The organism is Phenylobacterium sp. J367 (genome assembly GCF_024699985.1).
In the GTDB taxonomy this organism is placed as follows: Bacteria; Pseudomonadota; Alphaproteobacteria; order Caulobacterales; family Caulobacteraceae; genus Phenylobacterium.
In genome coordinates this window covers 4,393,195-4,417,813 of the sequence record NZ_JAJONA010000001.1, presented here as the reverse complement: position 1 = coordinate 4,417,813, position 24,619 = coordinate 4,393,195, and the positions used below count along the sequence as shown (strand labels likewise).

Annotated in this window: 20 protein-coding genes and 3 pseudogenes; 11 read left to right on the top strand and 12 right to left on the bottom strand. The window is 71.6% G+C overall.

What is annotated here, in order from left to right:
* Positions 1-77 precede the first annotated feature (77 nt).
* Together LRS04_RS23565 and LRS04_RS23560 are read right to left on the bottom strand one after the other, a co-directional pair.
* Complete coding sequence (locus LRS04_RS23565; RefSeq protein ID WP_257818484.1) at positions 78-605, bottom strand: CinA family protein; 528 nt, start codon at positions 603-605, stop codon at positions 78-80.
* 7 nt (positions 606-612) lie between these two features.
* Entirely contained in the window at positions 613-1,158 is a 546-nt protein-coding gene (locus LRS04_RS23560) for a hemerythrin domain-containing protein (protein WP_257818483.1), read from the bottom strand.
* A 123-nt stretch (positions 1,159-1,281) separates the two neighbouring features.
* Between LRS04_RS23560 and LRS04_RS23555 the strand changes: the two genes are divergently transcribed.
* Together LRS04_RS23555 and LRS04_RS23550 are read left to right on the top strand one after the other, a co-directional pair.
* Positions 1,282-2,283 (top strand): FAD-binding oxidoreductase, encoded by a 1,002-nt coding sequence (locus LRS04_RS23555; RefSeq protein ID WP_257818482.1) that lies wholly within the window; start codon positions 1,282-1,284, stop codon positions 2,281-2,283.
* 14 nt (positions 2,284-2,297) lie between these two features.
* Entirely contained in the window at positions 2,298-3,467 is a 1,170-nt protein-coding gene (locus tag LRS04_RS23550) for an acyl-CoA dehydrogenase family protein (protein ID WP_257818481.1), read from the top strand.
* Here LRS04_RS23550 and LRS04_RS23545 read toward each other — a convergent pair.
* Both LRS04_RS23545 and LRS04_RS23540 read right to left on the bottom strand, forming a co-directional pair.
* On the bottom strand, positions 3,464-3,856 hold the full coding sequence (locus LRS04_RS23545; protein WP_257818480.1) for an energy transducer TonB: 393 nt from the start codon (positions 3,854-3,856) through the stop codon (positions 3,464-3,466). The genes LRS04_RS23550 and LRS04_RS23545 overlap by 4 nt on opposite strands.
* The gene (locus LRS04_RS23540) at positions 3,853-4,161 is read right to left on the bottom strand and encodes a hypothetical protein (protein WP_257818479.1); all 309 of its coding nucleotides are present in this window, start codon (positions 4,159-4,161) and stop codon (positions 3,853-3,855) included. The genes LRS04_RS23545 and LRS04_RS23540 overlap by 4 nt, the downstream gene beginning before the upstream one ends.
* Before the next feature lie 173 nt (positions 4,162-4,334).
* Here LRS04_RS23540 and LRS04_RS23535 point away from each other — a divergent pair, with 173 nt between their 5' ends.
* The gene (locus LRS04_RS23535) at positions 4,335-5,168 is read left to right on the top strand and encodes a transglycosylase SLT domain-containing protein (RefSeq protein ID WP_257818477.1); all 834 of its coding nucleotides are present in this window, start codon (positions 4,335-4,337) and stop codon (positions 5,166-5,168) included.
* A 148-nt stretch (positions 5,169-5,316) separates the two neighbouring features.
* Here LRS04_RS23535 and LRS04_RS23530 read toward each other — a convergent pair whose 3' ends face one another.
* Together LRS04_RS23530 and LRS04_RS23525 are read right to left on the bottom strand one after the other, a co-directional pair.
* Positions 5,317-6,522 carry a CaiB/BaiF CoA-transferase family protein gene (locus tag LRS04_RS23530; protein WP_257818476.1) on the bottom strand — a complete coding sequence of 402 codons (1,206 nt, stop codon included), beginning with the start codon at positions 6,520-6,522 and terminating at the stop codon, positions 5,317-5,319.
* 45 nt (positions 6,523-6,567) lie between these two features.
* Positions 6,568-7,260 (bottom strand): hypothetical protein, encoded by a 693-nt coding sequence (locus LRS04_RS23525; protein WP_257818475.1) that lies wholly within the window; start codon positions 7,258-7,260, stop codon positions 6,568-6,570.
* Positions 7,261-7,458: 198 nt separating this feature from the next.
* On the opposite strand from LRS04_RS23525, the gene LRS04_RS23520 reads away from it, so the two are divergent.
* Positions 7,459-8,787: a DUF2336 domain-containing protein gene (locus LRS04_RS23520; protein WP_374576888.1), complete on the top strand. Its 1,329-nt coding sequence runs from the start codon at positions 7,459-7,461 to the stop codon at positions 8,785-8,787.
* Complete coding sequence (locus tag LRS04_RS23515; RefSeq protein WP_374577303.1) at positions 8,669-9,406, top strand: NUDIX hydrolase; 738 nt, start codon at positions 8,669-8,671, stop codon at positions 9,404-9,406. The genes LRS04_RS23520 and LRS04_RS23515 overlap by 119 nt, the downstream gene beginning before the upstream one ends.
* 10 nt (positions 9,407-9,416) lie before the next feature.
* Here the strand turns inward: LRS04_RS23515 and LRS04_RS23510 are convergent, their stop codons facing one another.
* From LRS04_RS23510 to LRS04_RS23500, 3 genes are all read right to left on the bottom strand, one after another.
* Entirely contained in the window at positions 9,417-9,923 is a 507-nt protein-coding gene (locus LRS04_RS23510; protein WP_374576886.1) for an Hpt domain-containing protein, read from the bottom strand.
* A 64-nt stretch (positions 9,924-9,987) separates the two neighbouring features.
* Positions 9,988-10,770 (bottom strand): NAD kinase, encoded by a 783-nt coding sequence (locus LRS04_RS23505; protein ID WP_257818472.1) that lies wholly within the window; start codon positions 10,768-10,770, stop codon positions 9,988-9,990.
* Positions 10,771-10,814: 44 nt separating this feature from the next.
* On the bottom strand, positions 10,815-11,930 hold the full coding sequence (locus LRS04_RS23500; protein WP_257818471.1) for a DUF2336 domain-containing protein: 1,116 nt from the start codon (positions 11,928-11,930) through the stop codon (positions 10,815-10,817).
* 133 nt (positions 11,931-12,063) lie between these two features.
* On the opposite strand from LRS04_RS23500, the pseudogene glpK reads away from it, so the two are divergent.
* The 5 genes and pseudogenes from glpK to LRS04_RS23470 all read left to right on the top strand — a co-directional run bounded on the left by glpK (position 12,064) and on the right by LRS04_RS23470 (position 19,964).
* A pseudogene (glpK, locus tag LRS04_RS28490) lies at positions 12,064-13,558 on the top strand (glycerol kinase GlpK).
* Between the two features lie 5 nt (positions 13,559-13,563).
* Entirely contained in the window at positions 13,564-14,493 is a 930-nt protein-coding gene (locus LRS04_RS23485) for an aminoglycoside phosphotransferase family protein (RefSeq protein WP_308238419.1), read from the top strand.
* Positions 14,494-14,555: 62 nt separating this feature from the next.
* Positions 14,556-15,323, top strand: a complete 768-nt coding sequence (locus LRS04_RS23480) for a class II aldolase/adducin family protein (RefSeq protein ID WP_257818470.1) — start codon at positions 14,556-14,558, stop codon at positions 15,321-15,323.
* A 248-nt stretch (positions 15,324-15,571) separates the two neighbouring features.
* Positions 15,572-16,633: pseudogene (locus tag LRS04_RS23475) on the top strand (efflux RND transporter periplasmic adaptor subunit); the annotation flags it as partial.
* Positions 16,634-16,723: 90 nt separating this feature from the next.
* A pseudogene (locus tag LRS04_RS23470) lies at positions 16,724-19,964 on the top strand (efflux RND transporter permease subunit).
* Between the two features lie 345 nt (positions 19,965-20,309).
* On the opposite strand, the gene LRS04_RS27250 reads toward LRS04_RS23470, so the two are convergent.
* The 3 genes from LRS04_RS27250 to LRS04_RS23455 all read right to left on the bottom strand — a co-directional run bounded on the left by LRS04_RS27250 (position 20,310) and on the right by LRS04_RS23455 (position 22,024).
* On the bottom strand, positions 20,310-20,492 hold the full coding sequence (locus LRS04_RS27250) for a hypothetical protein (RefSeq protein WP_308238417.1): 183 nt from the start codon (positions 20,490-20,492) through the stop codon (positions 20,310-20,312).
* 301 nt (positions 20,493-20,793) lie between these two features.
* Entirely contained in the window at positions 20,794-21,246 is a 453-nt protein-coding gene (locus LRS04_RS23460) for a YaiI/YqxD family protein (RefSeq protein WP_257818469.1), read from the bottom strand.
* A gap of 10 nt (positions 21,247-21,256) precedes the next feature.
* On the bottom strand, positions 21,257-22,024 hold the full coding sequence (locus LRS04_RS23455; RefSeq protein WP_257818468.1) for an SDR family NAD(P)-dependent oxidoreductase: 768 nt from the start codon (positions 22,022-22,024) through the stop codon (positions 21,257-21,259).
* A gap of 94 nt (positions 22,025-22,118) precedes the next feature.
* Between LRS04_RS23455 and LRS04_RS23450 the strand changes: the two genes are divergently transcribed.
* On the top strand, positions 22,119-24,617 hold the full coding sequence (locus tag LRS04_RS23450; RefSeq protein WP_257819230.1) for a cation-translocating P-type ATPase: 2,499 nt from the start codon (positions 22,119-22,121) through the stop codon (positions 24,615-24,617).
* Positions 24,618-24,619 lie beyond the last annotated feature (2 nt).

Below are 24,619 nucleotides of genomic sequence, written 5' to 3'. Positions count from 1 at the left end.
CATCGGACCGGTCCCCTCCCGTTAGCGGTCACATCGTTGCGGCCACTGTTGCGCGAAGGGAAGGGTCTGACCAGCCCTCAGGCGGCGCTGGCGCGGCTATGGTCCGTAAGCTGATCGCACATCATGTCGAGGGCGGTTTCCAGCGCCCGCAACCGCACCTCGGCCCGGCCGACCTCGCCGCAACGGACCAGCCGGTGCCGGGTCTCCTCGCCATTGCTGGCGCAGGCGAAGTGGACCAGCCCCGCGGGCTGGCCCGGCGCGCCCTCGGCGAAGCCGGTGATGGAGACGGCCACATCCGCGCGACTGTGGGCCAGGGCGCCCTCCGCCATGGCCCGGGCGCAGGCCTCGGACACCGCGCCATGGTCGGCGAGGATGTGCGAAGGCACGCCCAGCATCTCCTGCTTGGCCTCGTCGGTGTAGGTGACGAAGCCCCGCTCGAAAGCGTGGCTGAGGCCGGGGATGTCGGTGAGCAGGGAGGCCAGCAGGCCGCCGGTGCAGGACTCGGCGGCCGCCAGCTTCAGCTCCTGGTCGCAGGCCGCCTTGAGGACGGACTGCGCCAGGTCGTCCACGCGCTTGGGGACGGCAGGATCGAGGGCTTCGGCCATCGCGCGCCTAGTGGGTGCGCTCCGGGCCGTCCATCTCGCCCATCAGCTCTTCCTTGCGGGCCATCATGCGCTCGCCGATCTCCTTGGTCGGCATGCCGTTCTTCTGCGCCTCGGGGAAGTATTCCTTCTCTTCCTCCTCGACGTGGTGCTCGATCATCTCCTGCAGGACGGTGACCTTGGCCTCGTACATCTCGTCGGACGGGTCCATGCCCTCCAGTTCCATCATCAGGTTCTTGGCGCCCTCGTGCTCGACGATCGCCTCGTTGACGGTCAGCTCCTCGGCGACGAACTCGCGGCTTTCCGGATAGAAGATCTCCTCCTCGATCGTCATGTGCACGCGCAGCTCCATGATGATCTGGCCGACGATGTCCTTCCGCTTGGCCGCCTGCTCGGTCTTCTCGAACTGCTTGAACAGGTCCTCGACCTTGCGGTGGTCGGCCTTCAGCATCGCGACGGCGTCGCGCGCGCGGGTTTCGGCGGCCTTCTTGGCGGCGGCGGAACGGGTCGTCGACTTGGACTTGCCGCTATTATTGGACGTGCCGGTGGTGGCCATGGGGTATCCCTCGGTTGGCTGCTGGTCGTCTCTGAGAACCCTTGGCCGGAACGCCGGTTCCGCTTGCAATCCGGCGGCTTAGCGTTTGGTAAGAGGGCATGAGCGGGGGGACCTTCCGTCACCGTGGCCGGCGCGGGCGCGCTGGGCCTCAGCACAGCCCTGGCGCTGGCCGACGCCGGCTGCGCCGTGACCGTCTTCGACCCGGCGACGCCGCTGGCCAACGCGTCGGGCGTCGCCGCCGGAATGATCGCGCCGGCCTTCGAGGTCGTCCTCGACCCCGAGGCCGCCGCCCACTTCCCGCTGCTCATGGCGGCCCGCGACCTGTGGCCGGCGCTGGAAGCGCGGGCCGGCGTCCGTCTCGACCGCGCCGGTGCGGTGGCGGTGGGCGCCCCGGCCTGGCTCGCGGACGTCGGAGCGGGCCTCACCCGGCTGGGGCTGCACGCCGCCGACCTGCCGCGGAATGTCCTGGACGAGATCGCCCCGGGCCTCGGTTCCGATCTCGAGCGCGGCTTCTGGATGCGCGAGGACTGGCGGCTCGACCCCGCCCAGGCCGTGGCCGCGCTGCGCCGCGCCTGCACCGGCGCGGGCGTCGTCTTCCGCGCCGAGCCCGCGCGGGGTCTCGAAGGCGCCGACCGCCTGGTGATCGCCACCGGCCCTTCGCGATCCCTGGCGGCCCTGGCCCCGGAGCTTGCCGTTCTCACGCCGATCAAGGGCCACATCCTGCGGATCGCCACGGCGGAGCGGCCGGCCATGGTGATGCGCGGGGAAGGCGTCTATGCGCTCGCCGCCGAGGGCGGTCTCACGGTCGGGGCGACCATGGAGGCCGGTGTGGCCGATCCCACGCCCGATCCCGCCGCAGGGCCGCCTCTGCTCGCCGCCGGCGCAAGGCTGTTCCCGACGCTGGCGAGGGCGCCCTTCGAACTTGCCGCCGGCGTCCGCGCCGCCACGCCCGACGGCCTGCCCCTGGTGGGGCCGGGCGCCACGCCGAACGTCATCCTCGCCACCGGCGCGCGGCGCAACGGCTGGCTGCTGGCCCCTTTGGTCGCCCAGGTGGTGACGGCTTGCGTGACGGGGCGGGAAGCTGGCCCCTATGCGGCCCGCCTCGCTCCGGGGCGATTCGTCTAGGGAGGATGGGGCGCATGACCGGCTTCTGGCTCACCGACGAGCAGGAGACGATCCGCGAGAGCGTGCTTCGGCTCTGCGCCCGTTTCGACGCCGACTACTGGCGCCGCACCGACGAGACCGGGGAGTTCCCGGAGACCTTCGTGGCCGCCATGGCCGAGGCCGGCTGGCTCGGCGCCGCCATGCCTCAGGAACTCGGCGGCGCGGGCCTCGGCCTGACCGAGGCGGCCATCGCCATGCAGGCGGTCGCCGAGAGCGGCGCGGGGTTCTCGGGCGCCAGCGCCCTGCACCTGAACATCTTCGGACCCATGCCGGTCGCGAAGTTCGGCAGCGATGAGCAGCGGCGCCGCTTCATTCCCCGGTTGATCTCCGGCGAGGACAAGCTGTGCATCGGCATCACCGAGCCGGACGCCGGCCTCGACACCACCAGCCTGACCACCCGGGCCGAGCGCACCCAGGACGGCTGGCGGATTTCCGGCCGCAAGGTGTGGACGACCTCCGCCCAGCGGGCGAACAAGATCCTGATCGTCGCCCGCACCACGCCCAGGGACCAGGTCGCCAAGTCCACGCAGGGGATCAGCCTCTTCTATTGCGACTTCGACCGATCGAGGATCCAGGCGACGCCGATCCCGAAGATGGGCCGCAAGGCGGTGGAGTCGAACTCCGTCTTCATCGACAACCTGGAGGTCCCCGCCGACGCCCTGGTGGGCGAGGAGGGCAGGGGCTTCTACTACCTCCTGGAGGGCCTGAACCCCGAGCGGGTGCTGTTCGGCGCCGAGGCCGTGGGCCTGGGCCGCGCGGCGCTGAAGCGGGCCGCGGGGTACGCCAAGGAGCGCGTGGTGTTCGGCCGGCCGATCGGCCAGAACCAGGGCGTGGCCCATCCGCTGGCCAAGGCCTGGGCCGAGCTGGAGGCCGCGAACCTCATGGCCTTCAAGGCCGCGGCCCTTTACGACGCCGGCCGCGAGTGCGGTGCAGAGGCCAATGCCGCCAAGTACCTGGGGGGCGAGGCCGGCTTCCACGCGTGCGAGGCCGCCGTCCTCGCCCATGGGGGCATGGGCTATGCGAAGGAGTTCGACGTGGAGCGCTACTTCCGCGAGTCCATGATCGCCCGCCTGGCCCCGATCAGCCGCGAGATGGTGTTCAACTTCATCGCCGAACGCGTCCTCGGGCTGCCCAGAAGCTACTAGATGTCCTTCGGGACGCGGAAGGCGATCGGGATGATCACCCGCGCGCCGTCGATCGCCTGGCCGTCCACGGTCTGCGGGCTCATGCGGAAGTAGCGCGACAGCTTGATGGCGGCCTCGCCGAAGCCGACGTCGGCCGGCGTTTCCGAGACCACCTCGCACGCCCTCAGCGCGCCGCTGGCCGTCACCGCGCAGCCGACCGTCGCCCGGCCGTCGAGCCCGAGCCTCAGGGCCCGCTCCGGATAGAACCGCGCCAGCTCGTCCGCGCCCGGCCGCTTCACCCAGTTCGGCGAGCGGATCACCGGGTCCGCCTTCGGCGGGTCGGCCGGCGGGGACTCGACGCTCGTCGTCGGGCCGACGGGCACGACGATGTCGTCGGGAATCCTGGTCACGAACGGATCGACGTTCGTGGGGCCTGCGGCGGCGCGGCCTCATGGATTCGGATCGGTGGCTTCTCGCGGGGCGGCGGCGGATGCGATTTCGGGGGTGTCGGCGGCTCGATCGTGACCCACGGACCGACGAGCGGCGGAGCCGCCGTTTCGATCTGCGCGGGCGGCGGGGAAAATTTCATGTACGCAACATAGGCCCCCAGCGCGACATGCACCGAGCCGGCGATCAGCAGGGCTGTGGTCAGGCGCCTGGGGCGCTCCGCCCCTCGGAAATCGAAGGTCAGTGGTGCGGACTGGTGGGCGATCACGGCGTGTCCTCCTTCGGTCTTTCAACATTGCAACAATGTTGCAAGTCGGAGAAGAAACCCGAACCGGCCGGCCGTCAAGATGCTCCGTGGGCGGCGTCGGGCCCGCCGGCTGGGCCGTTCGGTCGCAGTATGGTTAGCGCGGCGTTAACCATGTCGGGCCGACCACTGGACCCATGGCGATCGAGGGAATCCGTGGGGTGGTTGAAGGCGCGATCCAGCGCGCCTCCAAGGCCACGGGCGTCGACTTCTCGTTCCTGATGCGCACGGCGAACCGCGAGAGCGGCTTCAACCCCGCGGCCAGGGCGGGCACCTCGTCCGCCGCGGGCCTCTTCCAGTTCGTCGAGCAGACCTGGCTTCAGACCGTTAAGACCCACGGCTCCAAGCACGGCTACGCCCGCTACGCCGAACTGATCTCCAAGGGCGCCGACGGCAGGTTCCATGTGGACGGCAAGGAGGCTCGCCGCGCGGTCATGGACCTGCGCCTCGACCCGCACGCCGCGTCGCTGATGGCCGGCGAGCTCGCTTCGGACCACGCGGCCTACCTGAAGGGCCGGGTGGGGCGGAACCCCACCGCCGGTGAACTCTATGCCGCCCACTTCCTGGGGCCCCAGGGTTCGGCCAAGCTGATCCAGGCGATGGAGAACCGGCCCGACGCCCGCGCCGCCAGCCTGTTTCCGGACGCCGCGCGCGCCAACAAGACGATCTTCTACCGCGACGGCCGCGCCGCCTCGGTGGCCGAGGTCTACGCCAACCTGACGAAGACCGGCGGCCCGGCCGAAGTCCCCGTACAGCTCCGCGAGCGGTTCGAGGCGCCGGTCGAGGCCGAGTTCGTGCAGTATGCCTCGGCCCGGCGCGACGAGCGCGTCCGCCAGCAGGAGGCGCTCGTGGCCCTCATCCTGCGCGGCTCGCAGCCGGCCGACCAGCTCGGCGTCGGCTCCAGGCTCACCGGCTCGATCTTCACCAACGAGATGCTGAAGATCCTCTCCGACGCCCGCGACGAGAGCTGACGGCGGCTCTGCCCGTCATCCTAGGCCTCGTGCCTAGGATCCCTGGCTCCGCTGCAGAGACCCGCCGTTGAGGCTTGGGCGTCGCGGTTCCGATGCCGGCGCATGACGCACGGCCAGAGGGATCCCAGGCAAAGGCCTGGAATGACGTCTAGGCGCTCTCCGCGGCGCCGCTCGCCAGCAGGGCCTCGATCTCCGCCTCGCCGTAGCCGATCTCCGCCAGCACCTCGCGGGTGTGCTGGCCAAGGCCGGGCGCCGCCGGCCGCACGCCGATCTCGATACCGGGGAACACCGCCGGCGCCGCCGGCTGCGGATAGCTGCCTTCGCCTTCCGCCACCTGGACGATCGCGCCGGCCGCCGCCACCTGCGGGTCGGCGACCACCTCGGCCGGGGTCTGCACGGGCGCCCAGACGAGGTCGGCGGCGTTCAGCCGGGCCGCGATCTCGGCCATGGGCAGGGCGGCGAACGCCTTGTCGAACTCGGCGGTGATCTCGACCGCGTTCTCGCGGCGGAGGCGCCCGGTGTTGGCCCTGGGATCGTCGACCAGCTCGGGTCGGCCCGCCACGTTGCAGAAGGCTTCCCAGCCGCCAGAGGCGCCGCGCGGGTTGTGCACGAACCAGTGGCCGTCGGCGCTCTTGAACACATTGGCCAGCGGATTCATCGGCTGGCTGCGCGGCTTCAGCGAGGCGAGCCGGCCGAACTTCATCTGGATCGCCAGGTCGGACGACAGCGCATAGACCCCCGTCGCCAGCAGCGAGGTCTGCACAAGGCGGCCCTTGCCGGTCCGCTCGCGCTCATAGAGCGCCGCGAGGATCGCCGAGACCGTCGCCAGGGAGGTCGTGTGGTCGCCGACGCCGGTCCTGAGCATGAAGGGCTCGGAGCCCTTCGGCGGGATCATGTTGGCGACGCCGGCTCGCGCCCAGAAGGCGGTGACGTCGAAGCCCGGCTTGTGGGCGTCCGGCCCTTCCAGGCCGTAGCCGGTGATCACCGCATAGACGAGCCGCGGGTTGGCCTTCAGCAGCGCCTGGTCGTCGAGGCCCGCGCGCTTCAGGGAGGCGGGCCGCACATTGGTCAGGAAGACGTCGGCCTCGGCGGCCAGTTTCGCCAGGGCCTTGCGGCCCTCGGGCTTGCCGATGTCCAGCACGATCCCGCGCTTGCCGCGGTTGTCGAGGTCGAAGACCGGGTTGCCGGTGAGCTGGCTCTTCACGTCGGCGAGCGTGTGGCGCATGGCGTCGCCCCCTGGGCGTTCCACCTTGATCACGTCGGCGCCCCAGTCGCAGAGGATGCCCGCCGCCCCGGGTCCGGCGATATAGGCGGAGAAATCGACGACCTTCAGCCCCTGCAGCAGCACGCGCACGCTCCCCACATCGTTGGTTGGCGGCAGTCTAGAGCAGCTCGGGGTTTACGCTACGGAGCGGTCGTTCGCGGGCGCCTCGGCGCCGACGACCCCGGTCATGGCCCAGCCCGGGCCCGGACGCGTCACGGACAGGCGTCGCAGGGTCTCGTCCAGCATCCTCTCGCGCGCGGCCGCCTGCACGAACTGGCGGTGCAGCACGCGGTTGGTCACCACGCCCACGGCCGTCGCCACCGCCGCCCAGGCCATCGCCGCCGCCCGCCCGCCGCCGGCCGCCAGCCCGATCAGCGGCGCCGCCATGGCCGCCGGGGCGACGATCAGCAGGGACGGCAGCCAGGGCGCGGCGAAAACCACGCACACCAGGGCGGCGACCGCGCAGGCCAGCATCAGCGGCGTCTGGTAGGGCCCCGCGCCGTAGGAGAAGGCGCAGACGGTGGCGATGGCCGCGGCCCAGAGGAGTCCGGCGGCAAGCTGGACCGCGACGCGTCGCCGCAGCTGCAATGCATCCGAGTGCAACTCACGCGTGAGCACATAGAAGCCGCCCCAGCCGATGGCGAACAGCACGAAGGCGACGCTCATCCATCCCGCGTTGGGCGCCTGGGCTCCCAGCCAGATGAAGACCGGCAGGCCCGATCCGAAGGCGAAAAGCGCAGGCGTGGCGAGGTCCGCCTGGGCGTCCAGGGCCTGCGCGCCGGCGGTCGTCCCGCCGCGCGATGCCGGATCGGCGGTCAGCTGGGTCAACGCTGCACACAACTCGCGATTGGTGCTGCGGAAGCTACACGATCAGGGTTTGTGGCCCGTTACGCCCGGAGGTTAATCAACAGATTCGGCGGCAAGACCTCGTTAAGCATGTCCGTGCCAGGGTCGGAATCGTGGGACTCAGAATGGGTTCCGCGGGGCAAGGGTTGGCAAAAGGCCATGGCGACAACGCGCGCAGCGTTGACGGAAGAGGATATTCGCACGCTGGTGAAGGGCGCGACGCCCGACGAGCGGGCGGCGGCTGCGCACAAGCTGTGCCGCAATATCGACCGTCTTCCACTTACCGACGACGACCGCACGCTGGCCGCCGAGATTCTCCGGATCATGGCGGGCGACGCCGCCGAGCTGGTCCGCCGGTCGCTGGCCGTCACCCTCAAGGATTCCCCGCTCGTCCCGCGTGATATCGCGCTGAAGCTGGCGCGCGACGTGGAGAGCGTGGCGCTGCCCATGCTCAACTTCTCGCCGGTGTTCACCGACGACGACCTCGCCGAGATCGTCCGCGTGGGCGGGCCGGTCCGCCAGCTCGCCATCGCCAAGCGTCCGAAGCTCAGCCGCAAGGTCACCGAGGCGCTCTCGGAGCACGGCGGCGAACGCGCCGTCTCCGCCGCCTGCGCCAACGACAATGCGGACTTCGCCGAGAAATCCCTGCAGCGGGTCATCGACCGCTTCGAGCAGTCGGAGAAGGTTCTGGCCGCCGTCGCCTTCCGCCAGGTCCTGCCGCTCTCGGTGACCGAACGGCTGATCGACATGGTCGGCGAGCAGGTCCGCGACCACCTGGTCAGCCACCACGCGCTTTCGCCGCAGACCGCGCTGGAGATCGCGCTCGGCGCCTCCGAGCGCGCCACGGTCGACCTGGTGGACCAGGCCGGCCGCACGGCCGACGTGAAGGGCTTCGTGGCCCACCTGAACAAGTCCAACCGCCTGACCGCCTCGATCCTGCTGCGCGGGCTGGCCCAGGGCCACATGACCTTCTTCGAGTGGGGCGTGGCCGAACTCGCCGGCGTGCCGCACCACCGGACCTGGCTGATGATCCACGACGCCGGGCCGCTGGGCCTGCGGGCGATCTACGAGCGCGCGGGCCTGCCGGCGCGTCTCTTCCCGGCCTTCCGCGCGGCGGTGGACACCTTCCACTCCATGGAGTTCGACGGCGGCGCCCGCGACCGGGAACGCTTCCAGGAGCGCATGATGCAGCGCTTCCTGACCCAGCCGCAGACCGCCGCCCGCGAGGACGTGGACTACCTGATCGACAAGATGGACCGCCTGACCCGCGCGACGCGGCAGGATCTGGTCCGGGGAAACCGCCTGACGTCGCGTCAGCGTTGCCGCGGCCGCGGCGCGGTTCCAAGCTGCGGTCATGTCAGACGTCGAGATCAAGCCTGCCGCCACCATCCTGCTGCTGCGCGACCGGCCGCAGTTCGAGGTGCTGATGGTCAAGCGGCACCACCAGATCGATTTCGCCTCGGGCGCGCTCGTCTTCCCGGGCGGCAAGAGCCACGCCGGCGACCATGACCCCGCCTGGGCCGACCATGTGGTCGGCTGGGACGCCCACGACGCCGACCAGCGCGCCCTGCGAATCGCGGCGATCCGCGAGGTGTTCGAGGAAGCCGGGATCCTGCTGGCCGCGCGCCGTGACGGGACGCCGATCGGCGGCGAGGCGTGTCCGATGGAGGTGCGCGAGGCGGTGGACGCCGGCCGTACGCCCTTCCTCGACGTGGTCCGCGACCTGGACGCCCGGCTGGAGCTCGACGCCCTGACGGTCTTCGCGCGCTGGATCACCCCGCCGCTGACGCCGAAGCGGTTCGACACCTGGTTCTATGCGGTCAATGCGCCGGAGGATCAGCTCGCGGCCTGCGACGGCCGCGAGACGGTGGACGCCGAATGGATCGCGCCCGCCGAGGCGCTGCGCCTCGCCGACGCCGGCGAGCGCAAGGTGATCTTCCCCACGCGCATGAACCTGCAACTGCTCGCCGAGGCGTCCAGCGCCGGCGACACCGTCGCCCGGGCCCAGGCGCGGACGCTGGTCACGGTCCTGCCGAAGATCGAGAGCCGCGAGAGCGGCCGCGTGCTGACGCTCCCGCCCGACGCAGGCTACGGCGTGGTCGAGGAGCCGCTCGAACGCGTGATGTAGGGCAGGGGCCTTACGCCCCCGTCTCGGCGACGCGGGCTTCCAGTTCCTTGACCAGGACGGCGCCCACCGGATGGGTGTCTTCCTTGATGTCGTCGCGGACGGCGGCCTTGATGGCGTCGATGTGGGCGTCGACGAGATTCATCGGCGCGCCGGTGCGCTTGTCCTTGTCGTCGGTCAGGCGGCAGAGCGAGCCGGCGATGCGCGTGATGATCGGGAAGCCGTAGGTCGCGCCCAGTCCCTTCAGGTCGTGCGCCCGCAGGTAGAGGTTCTGCATGGTCTCGTCGGTCGGGCCCTCGGCGCGCACCTGCTGGCGCGCGGCGTCGAGCTTGGTGATCTCGTCGTTCAGCCACTGGGCGAAGTTGCCCGACAGGCTCTTCAGCGCCGCTTCGGCCTTGGCAATGGCCGCCGGGTCGATCGCGCCAAGGCGACCAAGACCGCCGCCCACCTTGGCCCCGAGCTTGTTCGGGACCTGGATCATCTGGCCGGAATTCTGCTGGCTCACGCGGGTAGCCTCCATCCCAATCGGCGACCACTCTAGGTGGAAGCCGTTAACAAAGGGATGACGTGCAACCCGTTGTAATCTAAGATGAAAACTGCTCCGCGAGCACCCGTTCCTCAAGGCTGCGCTCGGCGTCGAACAGCATGGTCATGGCCACTTCGCGGTCCTCGGAGACGTTCACCTCGGCGACGTCGCGCACCTCGAAATTGTCGGCCACCGCGCTTACCGGGCGCTTGTCTGCCTCCAGCACCTCGAACTTCACCTGCGCCGTGTGGGAGAGGAGGGCGCCGCGCCAGCGCCGCGGCCGGAATGCGCTGATCGGGGTCAGCGCCAGCACCCGGGCGTCCAGCGGGATGATCGGGCCGTGGGCGGAAAGGTTGTAGGCCGTCGAGCCGGCCGGCGTCGCCACCAGCGCCCCGTCGCAGGACAGCTCCGCCAGCCGCACCTTTCGGTCGACGGTGATCCTGAGCTTCGCGGTCTGCCGGGTCTGGCGCAGCAGCGACACCTCGTTGATCGCCAGCGCCTTGTGGGTCTCGCCGTGGATGTCGACGGCGGTCATCCGCAGCGGGTGGATGAGCGCGCGCTCGGCGGCGTTGATCCGCTCCAGCAGGCCGTCCTCGCTGAACTCGTTCATCAGGAAGCCGACCGAGCCGCGGTTCATGCCGTAGATCGGCTTGCCGCTCTCCATGTGCCGGTGGAGCGTCTCCAGCATGAAGCCGTCGCCGCCCAGCGCCACCACCACCTGGGCCTCGGCCTCCGGGGTGTCGCCGTACCGCCGCGCCAGCGCGTCACGGGCCTCCTGGGCCTCCGGCCGGTCGCTGGCGGCGAAGGCCAGGCGGGTCACCATGGGCTTGGGCTCAAACATCGACAGGGAAAAGCGGGCAAGCCGGGCGGCTTGTCAAACGCCTGTTAGCGGGCGCCGACCGCCTGGCGGAAGGCGTGGCCGGCCATGTCCTGGTGGACGGGTCCGAGCACGCCGGCGGCGCGCGCCGTGCCCAGGCCGGCCGGCCTTCCGTCGTTCAGCCGGCGGACCATGTCGAGGATCGTCGGATAGACGCTGCGGTCGATGCCGACGGCCGTGCAGGCGAGCGCCAGCAGCTCCGGACGGTCGGAATCGATGGCGCGCCGCACATGGTCGAGGTCGAAGCCGCCGAGGCGGGCGAGCGCCGTGGCGAACAGCGACAGCCGGCCCTCGCGCAGCGCGCGCACCAGGTAGCCGGGCTTGAGCTGGTCGGCGGCGTGCAGCTTGTCGATCAGCTTGCACTCCATCTCCTCGCGTTCGCCCTCGCGGGCGACGATCACCAGGCCCTCGGCCTCGGCCGGCGCGCCCCCGTGGGCGTCGCGGACCGCGTCGGCGATCGACTGGTCGAGAGCGGCGGTGTCCAACCGGAAGCGCTCGGCGATGGCGCCGCGCAGCGCCTGGCCCACCCAGACGTAGAGTTGCTGGGCGAGGTCGGCCGTCAGTCTGGGGTGGCGGGAGAGCGGGGTGCGCAGCGCCGCCACCTTGCGGGCCGCAGCCACGAGCTGGCGCATGTCCTCGCACGACAGGTCGGCGGTCGGGTTGTTGGCGAGCGCGGTCAGCACCGCGGGCTCGGCCTGGCGCAGGATCGCGGCGACGACCACGCCGCCCAGCTGCGGCCGGCGGGCCACCTCGATCTGGTGCTCGATAGTCGCCTCGACCAGCAGGCGGACGAGGTCGTGGTCCTTCAGGACCGGGCTGCCGGCGATGATCGGCCGGGCGATCTCGATCTCGTCGAGGGCCAGCACATTGATCAGCGCGGGCGGCGCCCAATCGACGCGGGCCAGGCGGTCGGCGAGGCGCCGGCGGATATCCCGCTCCGCCTCGATGACCAGGGTGGTGAAGATTGAGGAGAGCAGGCTCTGCACGGCAGGCTCGCCCACGGCGGCCGGCGCGTCGCCCGCGCCGCACAGGTCCACGATGCCCAGCAACAGCCGTTCCCGGTCGCCCGGCGCACGGCTCTTCGCCAGCTCCAGCAGACTTTCGCTGCCCAGGGCCAGACCCACGCGAACACCCCCAATACCGCGGGCCCATTCTAGGCCCAGGCTGCCGAATCTGCTGTGTCCGGGTGAAAACATGCTTAAAGGGCCATAGACCAAGTCAAAGGGGCCCTTCAGAGCCCCGGGGAGAGGGATGCGCATGGCCGAACCGCTGATCCTGGCGCTCGACCAGGGCACCACCAGCACGCGCGCCATCCTGTTCGACCGCCAGGGTCGGGCGCTGGCCGAGGCCGGCCGGCCGCTCAGCCAGCACTATCCCGCCGACGGCTGGGTCGAGCACAACCCCGAGGAGATCTTCAACGCGTCGGTCGAGGTGCTGGGCGAGGCGGTGAAGAAGGCCGCCCGGCCGATCGCCGACGTCGCCGCCATCGGCATCACCAACCAGCGCGAGACCGTGGTCGTCTGGGAGAAGGCCACCGGCCGGCCGATCCACAACGCCATCGTCTGGCAGGACCGCCGCACCGCCGCGCGCTGCGAGGACCTCCGCCGCCAGGGCCGCGAGGAGCAGGTGACCGAGATCACCGGCCTGCTGCTCGACCCCTATTTCTCCGGCGCCAAGATCCGCTGGATCCTCGAGCACGTGGCCGGCGCGCGGGCCAGGGCCGAGGCCGGCGAGCTCCTGGCCGGCACCATCGACACCTGGGTGATCTGGAAGCTGACCGGCGGCCGCGTCCACGCCACCGACGCCACCAACGCGTCGAGGACCCTGCTCTACGACATCCGCAAGGGCGAGTGGTCGCTGGACATGGGCGAGATGCTGGGCGTGCCGCTCGGCCTGATGCCCGAGGTCCGCGACTGTGCGGCCGACTACGGCGAAACCGAGGAGGGCCTGCTCGGCCGCGCCATCCCGATCCGCGGCGTGGCCGGCGACCAGCAGGCGGCGCTGATGGGGCAGGGGTGCATCCGTCCCGGCGAGATGAAGGCCACCTACGGCACCGGCTGCTTCATGCTGATCAACACGGGCGCAGCCGCGCCGGTCTCCCGCGCCCGCCTGCTGACCACCATCGCCGCCCGCGTCGACGGGAAGACGACCTACGCCCTGGAAGGCGCGATCTTCATCGCCGGCGCCCGCGATCCAGTGGGTCAACGAGGAGCTGTCCGTCCAGGGCGGCCCGACCGCTGTCGAGACGCTCGCCATGAACGCCCGCGAGGATCACGGCGTGGTGCTGGTCCCGGCTTTCACCGGCCTCGGCGCGCCCTGGTGGGACGCCGGCGCGCGGGGCGCGATCTTCGGCCTGACGCGCGATGCGGGCCTGCCGGAGATCGCCCAGGCCGCGCTCGACGCCTCGGCGCTCCAGACGCGGGACCTCGTGGAGGCCATGCGCTCCGATGCGCCGGACGCCTTCCACGGCGAGGTGGAGCTGCGCATCGACGGCGGCATGTCGAAGAGCCTGTGGTTCAGCCAGCGGCTAGCCGACCTCACCGGCATCGGCGTCGCCCGCGCCACCTACCAGGAGACCACCGCCCTCGGCGCGGCCCTGTTCGCGGGTCTCGGCGCCGGGCTCTACGCCTCGCTGGAGGACGCCGTCGCCGCCCGCCCGGCCACCGAGGCCTTCCAGCCCAGGATCGACACCCACCGGCGCGAGGCCGCCTATGCCCGCTGGCTGGACGGGGTGACCCGCGTCCGCACCTGATCCCGATGGCGATCGCGGTCCCGCCCCTGGTCGAGCGCAGCGCGCGGTCCCTGGGCGGCGCGGCGGAGGCCTGGCTCGACGGGTTGCCGGCGATGGTGGCCGAGCTCGCCGCCGCGTGGGACCTGCGGCTCGGCGCGACGCTGGCGGGCGGCTCCAGCGCCTTCGTCGCCGAGGCGGTCACATCCGACGGGGCGTCCGCCGTCCTGAAGATCGTCATGCCCGGCGAGGAGCCGGTCGAGACCGAGATCCGGGCGCTTTCGCTCGCGGACGGCCGCGGTTACGCCCGCCTGCTCGCCGCCGACGCCGGGCGGCGCGCCCTGCTGACCGAGCGCCTCGGCGCGACCCTGGCCAGCCAGGGCTGGTCCCAGGATCGGGAACTCGAGAGGCTCGCCGCGACGCTTGCGGACGCCTGGCGGCCGATGCCCCGGCCGGACGGTCTTCTGCCCCTGCCCGAAAAGGCGCGGTGGCTGGCCCGCTTCATCGAGACGGCCTGGGGCGAGCTGGGCCGGCCCTGTTCCAGGCGGGTCGTCGAGCGCGCCGTCGCCTACGCCGAGGCGCGCGCCGCCGCCCACGACCCTGCCAGGGCGGTCCTCCTGCACGGCGACCCCCACGCCCACAACGCCCTCGCGGATCCGCGGGCCCCCGGGCGGTTCCGGCTGATCGACCCGGACGGGGTCTGGGGCGAGCCGGCCTACGATGTCGGCGCCATGCTGCGGGGCGGCAGCGCGGCGCTGCTGGCGGGAGAACCTGTCGCCCTCGGCCGGGCGCGGGCCGCGCGGGCGGCGGCGCTCACCGGCCAGCCCGAGGACGCCGTCTGGGCCTGGGGCTTCGTCGAGCGGGTGTCGACGGCGCTCTACGCCTGGAAGCTGGGCGGCGAGGCGGATGGCCGCCGGATGCTCGCCGTCGCCGAGGCCTGGAGCGAGGCTGCGGCTTGACGCGCGGGGCCGCCGGGAGGAGTCTGCCGGTCTCGAACAACCGTATGAACGGAGACGGCGCCATGGCCGACGGTTTCGCCAATCTGCCCTCGCTGAAGGGCCAGGTGAGCGCCGAGGAGTGGCAGGTCCGCGTGGACCTGGCGGCACTCTACCGGCTGGTGGCCCTGCATGGCTGGGACGACCTGATCTACACCCACATCTCGGCCCGCATCCCGGGGCCGGAGCACCACTTCCTGATCAATCCCTACGGCATGCTGTTCGAGGAGATCACGGCCTCGTCGCTGGTGAAGATCGACCTCGAGGGGAACATCCTCCAGGAGACGCCGTACTTCATCAATCCGGCGGGCTTCACCATCCACTCGGCGATCCACGCCGCCCGCGACGACGCCCATTTCGTGATGCACCTGCATTCGGACGACGGGGTGGCGGTGGCTGCGCAGTCCGACGGCCTGCTGCCGCTGTCCCAGCACGCGCTGATCGTGCTGCCCCGGCTGGCCTACCACGACTACGAGGGCATCGCCCTGAACCTCGACGAGCGCGAGCGGCTGGTCGCCGACATCGGCGACAAGGAACTGATGCTGCTCCGCAACCACGGGACGCTGTCGGTCGGCGCCACGGCGGCCAACTGCTGGATCGGGATGTATTACCTTGAGCGGGCCTGCACCATGCAGGTGAAGGCGCTCGCCGGCGGCCGCGACCGGGTGCTGCTGGCGCCCGAGGCTTCCCAGGCCGAGGTGAAGAACCAGGTCATGCGCGGGATCGGCGGCGGCCTCGCCTGGCCGGGCTGCCTGCGGAAGCTGGATCGCGAACTGCCCGGCTACGACGCCTAGTAGCGGGCAGTCCTGATCCGGCCGGGCAACGGGCGCCTTCCGGCGGGCGCCCGACCACTTTTCGTGGTCCTGTTTCACCCGCGAAACGCAAAGCCATCCTCCTGTCACTGGACTGCGTGCATACCCACCCCCTAAGAGCCGGGTTTCCCTTGGCGTAAAGGCGCGCCTTCTTATGGCGCGCTTCGAGCATATCGGTCTTGTTCAGACGGCATTTCTTCCTGGTCGCGGCCATTGCGGTCCTCGCCATCATGGTGGTCGTCGGGGGCCTGAAGGTGCTCTCGGGCCGCGGCGACGCCGGCGCGGGTCCCGGCGCCGGCTCGCCCGGCGCTGCGGCCATGAAGGGCGGCCCGGCCATGAAGGGCGGCGGACGCGGCGGCTTCGGCGGCCCGACCCAGGTCTCCGTGGCGGTGGTGCAACCGCGCAGCTTCATCGACACCATCGAGGTGCTGGGCGTCGCCAAGGGCCGCCAGTCCGTCACGCTCACCGCCGCCGCCACCCAGCTCGTCGAGCGCGTGCGCTTCACCGACGGCCAGAGCGTGCCGAAGGGCGCCGTGCTCGTGGAACTCCGCGCCACCGAGCAGAACGCCGGCCTCGCCCAGGCCCAGGCCCGCGCCGTCCAGGCCCAGCGGGCCTTCGAACGCTACCGGACGCTCAACCAGCAGGGCTGGGCGTCGAAGGCCCAGCTCGACGAGTACGAATCCGCCTACCGCTCGGCCCAGGCCGATGTCTCCGCCGCCCGCGCCCGCGAAGCCGACCGCACGATCCGCGCGCCGTTCGCCGGCGTGGTCGGCCTCTCGGACATCGCGCCCGGCGCCCTGGTGAACCCCGGCGCCCCGATCGTCACCCTCGACGATCTGTCGGCCATCCGGGTCGACTTCCAGGTGCCCGAGCGCTACCTCGGCCAGCTTCGCGAGGGGCAGACGATCCTGGCCAAGGTCGACGCCTTCCCGGGCGAAACCATCACCGGCCGCATCGCCCGCCTCGACACCCGGGTGGACGAGCGCACCCGGGCCATCACCGCCCGCGCCGAATTCCCCAATCCGGGCCAGCGGCTGAAGCCGGGCATGCTGGTCCGCGTCGGCGTTTCGCGCGGCGAGCGCCAGAACCTCAGTGCGCCCGAGAGCGCGGTCTCGGTCCAGGGCGACAACGCCTTCGTCTATGTGGTTCGGACGACCGGCGAGCGCACCGTCGCCGAGCAGCGGCCGATCCTCACCGGCGCCCGCCAGCAGGGCCTGGTGGAGATCCGTGACGGCGTGCAGCCGGGCGAGCGGATCGTCGCCGACGGTCTGAACAAGATCCAGCCGGGCCAGCCGATCCGCGTCGTCGGCGGCGCCCCCTGGCCAGGCCGGCGCGCGGCCGCGTGCGGCCGAGAACGCAGCTCCGCAAAGGGCGCCCGCATGATGCTTTCGGACATCTCCGTCCGGCGGCCCGTCTTCGCCGCCGTCGCGGCCATCATCCTGTGCGTGGTCGGCTTCGCCTCGTTCAGCGCGCTGACCGTCCGCGAGCTGCCAAGCGTCGATCCCCCCGTGGTCTCCGTCTCCACCAACTATCGCGGGGCCTCGGCCGAGGTGATCGAGGAGCGGATCACCGAGGTCATCGAGCGCCAGATCGCCGGCATCGAGGGCGTGGACCGGATCAACTCCGCCTCGCGCGACGGCTCCTCGCGGATCAGCATCTCCTTCACCCTCGACCGCGACCTCGACGCTGCGGCCAATGACGTGCGCGACGCGGTCAGCCGGGTCACGGCCCAGCTTCCGGAGCAGGCCGACCCGCCGCAGATCCAGAAGGCGAACGCCGACGCCTCGCCGATCATGTTCCTGTCGTTCACGTCCACGACGTTGAACCGGCTCCAGCTCACCGACTATGCCCAGCGCTATCTCGTGGAGCGGATTTCCACCGTCCCGGGCGTGGCCAACGTCGGCGTCGGCGGCGCCCAGTTCTACTCCATGCGTATCTGGCTCGACCCGGACGCCATGGCCGCCCGCGGCGTCACCGTCGAGGATGTGGAATCTGCGCTGAGCTCCCAGAACCTCGAACTGCCGGCCGGCTCGCTGGAGGCGCCGGCCAAGGACTTCACCATCCGGGTGGCCCGCGGCTACTCGACGCCGGAGCAGTTCGCCCAGCTCCCGGTGGTGCCCGCGCGCACGGCCTCCGCCACGACCGGCTCAGCGGCCATCGGCGGGACCTCCGCCGGCGCCGGCGCGGCCCAGGGGACGACCCGTGACGTCACCTCGGCGACGGCCGGGCAGGCCTACATTACCCGCCTTGGCGACATCGCCCGGGTGGAGGAGGGGCCCGACGAGCACCGCCGCAGCTTCCGCAGCAACGGGCGCGACCAGGTCGGCATCGCCATCTTCCGTCAGAGCCTCGCCAACGACCTGGAGATCGCCGACGGCGTGCGGGAATCGCTGGAGGAGATTCGGCCCGGCCTGCCCAAGGGCACCAATCTCGAGATCGCCGTCGACTACACCGAGTTCACCCGCCATGCGATCGAGGAGGTCTGGATCACCATGGCCATCTCGCTGGCCTGCGTGGCGCTGGTGAACTTCATCTTCCTCGGCACCTGGCGGGCGGCGCTGATCCCGACCGTCGTGGCGCCGATCTGCATCCTGTCGACCTTCATCGTGATGGCCCCCCTTGGGCTTCTCGATCAATCTGCTGACCCTGCTGGCCCTCGTGCTGGCCATCGGCCTGGTGGTCGATGACGCCATCGTGGTGGTCGAGAACATCCAGCGGCGCATCGACGAGGGCGAACCGGCCATCGTCGCCGCCCAGCGCGGCGCCCGGCAGGTGTTCTTCGCGGTGGTCGCCACGACCATCGTGCTGATGTCGGTGTTCGCGCCGCTGATGTTCATGCCTGGCTTCACCGGGCGCCTGTTCGTCGAGCTGGCCGTCGCCGTGGCCGCCGCCGTGGGCTTCTCGGCCCTGCTGGCGCTCTCGCTGTCGCCGATGCTGGCGTCGAAGCTCCTGCGTCCGGCGAAGGGCGAGGGCTGGGTGGCGCAGAAGGTGGACGCCGGCATGCACAAGCTGCGCGACTCCTACCACGCCTCGCTCGAGGGCATGCTGGGCAAGCCCGCCGTGTCCATGACCGCCAGCGGCATGGTGCTGGTGCTCGCGGGGCTCGCCGTCGTGGTGTTCAACGTCTTGCCCAAGGAACTGACGCCAGAGGAGGACCGCCGCCGCGCCCAGGTGATGATCGTTGGTCCGGAAGGCGCCGGCTACGACTACACGCGGCAGGCCGCCCTGCAGCTCGAGCAGATCCTCGAGCGCTACCGTCAGGAAGGCATCCTGGAACGCTACGTGCTTTCCATCCCGCGCTTCGGCGGCGGCGGCGGCAGCTTCAACGGCGCCGGCGGCAACACCATGCTGCGTGAGGACGCCGAGATCACCACCCAGGAGTACGCCGCGCGCCTGAACCGCGAGCTCTCCTCCCTGACGGCGGTCCGCGCCATCGTCTCGCCGGAAGGCGGCCTGCAGCGCGGCGGCCCGGGCGGCGGCGGTGGCGGTTCCTCCGTCCAGCTGGTCGCCACCGGATCGGAATATCCGGAGATCGAGCGCTGGATCCGGCCGATCCTGGCGGCGGCCGAGACCAACCCAGGCCTGGCCCGGCCGCGCCTGGACTACGAACCGACCAGCCCTCGCGTCGTCGTCGACATCGACCGCGACAAGGCCGCCGCCCTTGGCGTCTCCGCCCAGGCCATCGGACGCGCGCTGGAATCCATGTTCGGCAACCGCCGCGTCACCACCTACATCAAGGCCGGCCAGGAGTACGACGTGCTCCTGCAGACCGATCGCTCCAACCGCCAGACCGAGGACGACCTCAAGAAGCTCTACGTCCGCTCGGCCTCGGGCGAGCCCGTGCCGCTGGCCTCGCTGGTCACCACCCGGGTGCGCGGCGACACGCCGGACCGCTCGCGCGTCGACCGCCTGCGCTCGATCACGCTCACCGCCCAGCTCAACCCGGGCTATTCCATGGGCGAGGCCATCGACTTCCTGCAGGCCGAGGCCGACAAGCAGCCGGGCCAGGTCAGCGTGAAATGGGGCGGCGGGGCGCGCGACTACCTGGAAAGCTCCGGTGCGGTCGGCGCGGCCTTCGCCATGGCGCTGCTGCTGGTCTTCCTGGTGCTGGCGGCGCAGTTCGAGAGCTGGATCCACCCCAGCGTGATCATGCTGACGGTGCCCGTGGCGGCGCTCGGCGGCCTCTTCGGCCTGCTGGTCGCCGACAGTTCGATCAACACCTACAGCCAGATCGGCCTGATCATCCTCGTGGGCATCGCCGCCAAGAACGGCATCCTGATCGTCGAGTTCGCCAACCAGTTGCGCGACGAGGGGCTGTCGATCCGCGAGGCGGTGATCGAAAGCGCCTCGCTTCGCCTGCGTCCGATCATCATGACCTCGATCTCGGCGGCCGCGGGCGCGATCCCGCTGATCGTCTGGGGCGGCATGGGCGGCGAGGCCCGCAAGACCATTGGCGTGACGATCTTCTTCGGGGCGATCTTCTCGACGATGGTCACGCTCTTCGTGGTGCCGGTGTTCTACAACATGCTCGGCCGCTGGACGAAGTCGCCGCAGGCGACCGCCCGGCGCATCGAGGCCTTCGAGGAATCCGAGAAGACCCGCGTCGCCAACGCTGCCGAGTAGGGCTGCCCCAGAAGCAAAGAGGCCTTCCCCACCAAGGGGAAGGCCAGGATGCGGGACGCGCTCAAGGCTGCGCGGGGGACGCCACCTGGCGCGCTCCGCGCCCACGCTTGGGGTTCGGGGACGCGGAGAGATGTCGACCGGACAGCAGGCTCGACAGGCTGAGCATGCGCCCGCCTTCTATACGCGTCAAGGTTGTCAATGCGGGGAAATCGCCTGAGGGAAGAGCCGGGAAATCCCTAGGTGGTGGCGCCGGAGCGGACGGCCCCTACGGCTTGTGGCCGGTCTCCACCATCAGATAGGCGATCAGGTCGCGGCGGTCGTTGGCGTCCTTGAGGCCGGCGAAGGTCATCTTTGTGCCGGGAGGTAGTTCTTCGGGTCGGCCAGCCAGGCGTCCAGATGGCTCGCGTCCCAGACGATGCCCGAGGCCTTGATGGCGTCGGAGTACTTGTAGTCCGCGTTCGAGGCGGCCGGCTTGCCGAACACGCCGTGCAGGTTCGGACCGGTCATGTTGGCCCCGCCGGGCGTGATCGTGTGGCAGGACCGGCAGAGCCCGAACTTGGTCTCGCCGTTCGCCAGGTCCCCTGCGTTGTAGGGCGCCGGGAAGGAGGCCAGCAGGGCGGTCTTTTTCGGCGTCGCTCAGCGCGGGGGCGGCGGGCGCCGGGGCCGTCGACGCGCTGCTCGTGTCGCTTCCGCCGCCGGACTGTCCGCAGGCGGCGAGGGTGGCGGCGAGGGCCGCGACGGCGAACACGGAACCGGCTTTGCGCATGGAGAGCTCCTGAAGGGATGCGGCGGCAAGCTACCCGGAACCTTTGCCGATGCAACCCGGCCTTCAACGCCGCCTGCGCCGCTCGCGGTTCACCGCCTCGTCCAGGGCCTGCAGGAAGGCGGAGCGGGCGTTGCGGTCGAACGGCTTCGGCCCGCCGGTGATCTCTCCCGTCGAGCGGATGTGCTCCATGATCGAGCGCTGGGCCAGCAGCGAGCCGATGGAATCGGCGGTGAACACCCGCCCGTTGGGCGCGATCGCCGTCCCGCCGGCCTTCAGCACACGGTCGGCCAGCGGGATGTCGTTGGTCACCACCACGTCGCCCGGCTCGGTCCGCTCGGCGATCCAGTCGTCGGCCACGTCGGGGCCGGCGTCGACGATCATCCGCTCGATCAGCGCCGAGGCGGGGATCTGGATGAAGCTGTTGGAGACCACGAAGGTCTTCAGCCCGTAGCGGGCGGCGACCTTGTAGACCTCGTCCTTCACCGGACAGGCGTCGGCGTCGATGAAGATCCGCATCCGCCAGCGGTTAGCGGGCGGTGTAGCCCCCGTCCACCACCAGCTCGGTCCCGGTGACGAACTTCGCCTCGTCCGAGGCCAGGTAGACGCAGGCCCAGGCGATGTCGTCCGGCTCGCCCACGTGGCCCAACGGATGGAGCGCGTCGAGCCCCTTGCGCGCCTCGGCCTGATCGTCCTGGTCGGCGAGGAAGCCCTCGACCATCGGCGTCCAGATGAAGCCGGGGTGCACCGAGTTCACGCGGATCCGGTCCGGCGCATAGATGAGCGCGTCGTTCTTGCTCATCAGGTGCACGGCGCCCTTGGACGCGTGGTACGGCGGCACGTCGCCGGCCCCGATCAGCCCATAGATCGAGCTCAGGTTGACGATGCTGCCGCCGCCGGACGCCTTCAGGTGGGGGATGGCGTGCTTCGTCGCGAAGAACACGCCCTTCACGTTCACCGCCTGCACCCTGTCCCACTCGGCCTCGGTCAGCTCGTGGGTCGGCTTGTTGGCCCCGGCGATGCCCGCATTGTTGATCAGGACGTCCAGCCGTCCGAACTGCGACGCCGCCGCGTCGATGGCGGCCTTCACCTCGGCCTCCACGCTGACGTCGCAGCGCCAGAACTTCGCCTTCCAACCCCCGCGGCCCAGTTCCCCGGCCAACGCCTCGCCACGTTCGCAGTCGAGGTCGAAGATCGCCACCTGGGCGCCTTCCTCGGCCATCCGCGTGGCGCAGGCCTTGCCGATCCCCACGGCCCCGCCGGTGACCACCGCGGCCTTGCCCTTCAGACGGTCCATGATCGGCGCTCCCTTTCTCCATGTCTGGTCTAGGATCGGCGGCGGCCGGCCGCCTTGCCACAGATCAAAGCCGCCGCGCCCGCAACCGGGGCTCCTGCGGCCATGCCGACCGACGACGCTCGTCCCGTCCCCCCAGGGCCTCACCCAGGTCGAGGCCACCGCGCGCCTGGCCGCGGTGGGCCCGAACGAGCTGCCGCGCCCGGCCGCCCGAAGCGTGGTCCGCATCGTCGCCGAGACCCTGCGCGAGCCGATGTTCCTGCTGCTGCTGGGCGCGGCAGGACTTTACCTGACGCTGGGCGACCTCTCGGAGGGCGCCTTCCTGCTCCTGGGCGCGCTGGCCGCGATCGGCCTGGTGATCCTGCAGGAGGCGCGCAGCGAGCGCGCCCTGGCCGCCCTGCGCGACCTCGCCCAGCCTCAGGTGCGCGTGCTCCGCGATGGGGTCGAGCGCCGGATCGCCGCCCGCGATCTCGTCCCCGGCGACCTCTTCCTGGTGGGCGAGGGCGAGCGGATCGCCGCCGACGCCCTGCTGGTGGCGGGCGGCCTGCTCACCGTCGACGAGTCGTTGCTGACGGGGGAATCCGGCCCCGTCCCGCGCCGCCCCGCCCGCCCGGGCGAAAGCTTCGGCCAGGCCGAGCCCGGCGGCGAGCCTGGCCCCTGGCTGTTCGCCGGGACCCTGCCGGTCGCCGGGCAGGGACTCGCCCTGGCGGCCCGCACCGGGGCGGAGTCGGCCATCGGCCGGATCGGCCGCTCCCTGGCCGACATCCCGCAGGAGCCGACCCCGCTGCAGCGCACCGCCGGACGCCTGGCCGCGGCCCTGGGCGGCGTCGCCCTGGTCTTCTGCGGGCTCGTGGCCGTCGCCTACGGCCTGCTCCGGGGCGACTGGGTGGAGGGGACCCTGGCCGGCGTCACGGTCGCCATCGCCCTGATCCCCGAGGAATTCCCGATGGTGCTGGCGGTCTTCCTGGCGCTCGGCGCCTGGCGGCTGGCCGCCCACAAGGTCCTGGTCCGCCGCAGCGCGGTCATCGAGACCCTCGACGCCGCCACCGTGCTGTGCGTCGACAAGACCGGCACGCTCACCGAGAACCGCATGCAGCTCGTCCGCGCCTGGAGCCCGGCGGGGGAATGGTCCTTCGGGGAGGCCGGCTCCGCCCCGGCCGACGCCGCGCGGGCCCTGCTGGTCCTCGCCGCCGACGCCTGCGCCGTCCGTCCGACCGATCCCATGGACCGCGCCGTCCGCCGGCTTGTCCCGGGCGGCGAGGGCGAGCCCGCGGAGGTCTGGCCGCTGCGCCCGGAACGCCTGGCCTTCGTCCAGGCCTGGGCCGAGGGGGAGGAGGTCCGCCTCGTCGCCAAGGGCGCGCCGGAGGCGGTCTTCGCGCTCTGCCGCCTGCCGGACGCGGAGGTCGCCGCCCTGCAGGCGGAGACCGCGCGCCTGGCGGGCGAGGGCTTGCGCGTCCTGGGCGTCGCCCAGGCCCGTGCGGCCCGGCTGCCCGACGACCCCGCGGCGGCGGTCTTCGACTTCGCCGGCCTGCTGGGCTTCGCCGATCCGCTGCGCGGCGACGCCGCCGCCGCCCTCGCCGAGGCCCGCGGGGCGGGGATCCGGGTGGTGATGATCACCGGCGATCATCCCGCCACGGCCCGGGCCATCGCCCGCCAGGCCGGGCTCGACGTGACGGCCGGCGTGCTCACCGGGGCGGAGATCGCCGGCCTGTCGCTCGAGGACCTCGCCGCGCGCGTGCGCCGCGCCGAGGTCTTCGCCCGGGTGGCGCCCGAGCAGAAGCTCCGCCTGGTCGAGGCCCTGAAGCTCGACGGCGAGGTGGTGGCCATGACCGGCGACGGGGTGAACGACGCGCCGGCGCTCGAGGCGGCGCATATCGGCATCGCCATGGGCGGCCGGGGCACGGACGTGGCCCGGGAGGCGGCCGACCTCGTCCTGCTTGACGACAGCTTCCCGGCCATCGTCGGCGGGGTCCGGCTCGGCCGGCGGATCTTCGCCAACCTGCGCCGGGCGCTCACCTATGTCACGGCGATCCATGTGCCGATCGCCGGCGTCGCCCTGGCGCCGGTGCTGCTGGGCCTCCCGCCGCTCCTCTACCCCATGCACGTCGTCCTGCTGGAGCTGGCCATCGACCCCACCTGCGCCCTGGTCTTCGAGACCGCCCGCAGCGACGAGGGCGCCATGCGCCGCCCGCCGCGCCGCGCCGACGAGCCGCTGTTCGGCTTGCGTCAGGCGGCATTCGCCGTGGTCCAGGGGCTGTCGGTCCTCGTGGGCGTGCTCGGCGTCTACATCTGGGCGCTCGCCGCCCATCCGCCGGCGACGGCGCGCGGCGCGGCCTTCCTGACCCTGGTGCTCGGCAACCTCGTCCTGGCGCTCGCCGATTCCAGCGGGGGACGGCGCCTGTTCGCCCTGGAGAGGCTGGCCTTCTGGGCGATCGCGCTGGCGGTGTGCGCGGTCACCGCCGTCGTCCTGACGGTCCCGGCGGTGGCCGAGGTCTTCCGCGTCGCCCCGCCGCCGCCCGGCCCGCTGGCCGTCGCGACCCTCGTGGCTGTCGTCACCGGCGGCTGGCCGGGCCTTCTCGGCCGCCTGCGCCGCTGAGC

What these genes read in the sequence shown, in the direction of transcription:
- LRS04_RS23560 (WP_257818483.1), bottom strand. Translation starts at nt 1,158, where the DNA reads ATGGCCACCACCGGCACGTCCAATAATAGCGGCAAGTCCAAGTCGACG.
- LRS04_RS23565 (WP_257818484.1), bottom strand. Translation starts at nt 605, where the DNA reads ATGGCCGAAGCCCTCGATCCTGCCGTCCCCAAGCGCGTGGACGACCTG.
- LRS04_RS23455 (WP_257818468.1), bottom strand. Translation starts at nt 22,024, where the DNA reads ATGGACCGTCTGAAGGGCAAGGCCGCGGTGGTCACCGGCGGGGCCGTG.
- LRS04_RS23535 (WP_257818477.1), top strand. Translation starts at nt 4,335, where the DNA reads ATGGCGATCGAGGGAATCCGTGGGGTGGTTGAAGGCGCGATCCAGCGC.
- LRS04_RS23460 (WP_257818469.1), bottom strand. Translation starts at nt 21,246, where the DNA reads ATGCGGATCTTCATCGACGCCGACGCCTGTCCGGTGAAGGACGAGGTC.
- LRS04_RS23505 (WP_257818472.1), bottom strand. Translation starts at nt 10,770, where the DNA reads ATGTTTGAGCCCAAGCCCATGGTGACCCGCCTGGCCTTCGCCGCCAGC.
- LRS04_RS23485 (WP_308238419.1), top strand. Translation starts at nt 13,564, where the DNA reads ATGGCGATCGCGGTCCCGCCCCTGGTCGAGCGCAGCGCGCGGTCCCTG.
- LRS04_RS23550 (WP_257818481.1), top strand. Translation starts at nt 2,298, where the DNA reads ATGACCGGCTTCTGGCTCACCGACGAGCAGGAGACGATCCGCGAGAGC.
- LRS04_RS23510 (WP_374576886.1), bottom strand. Translation starts at nt 9,923, where the DNA reads ATGGAGGCTACCCGCGTGAGCCAGCAGAATTCCGGCCAGATGATCCAG.
- LRS04_RS23480 (WP_257818470.1), top strand. Translation starts at nt 14,556, where the DNA reads ATGGCCGACGGTTTCGCCAATCTGCCCTCGCTGAAGGGCCAGGTGAGC.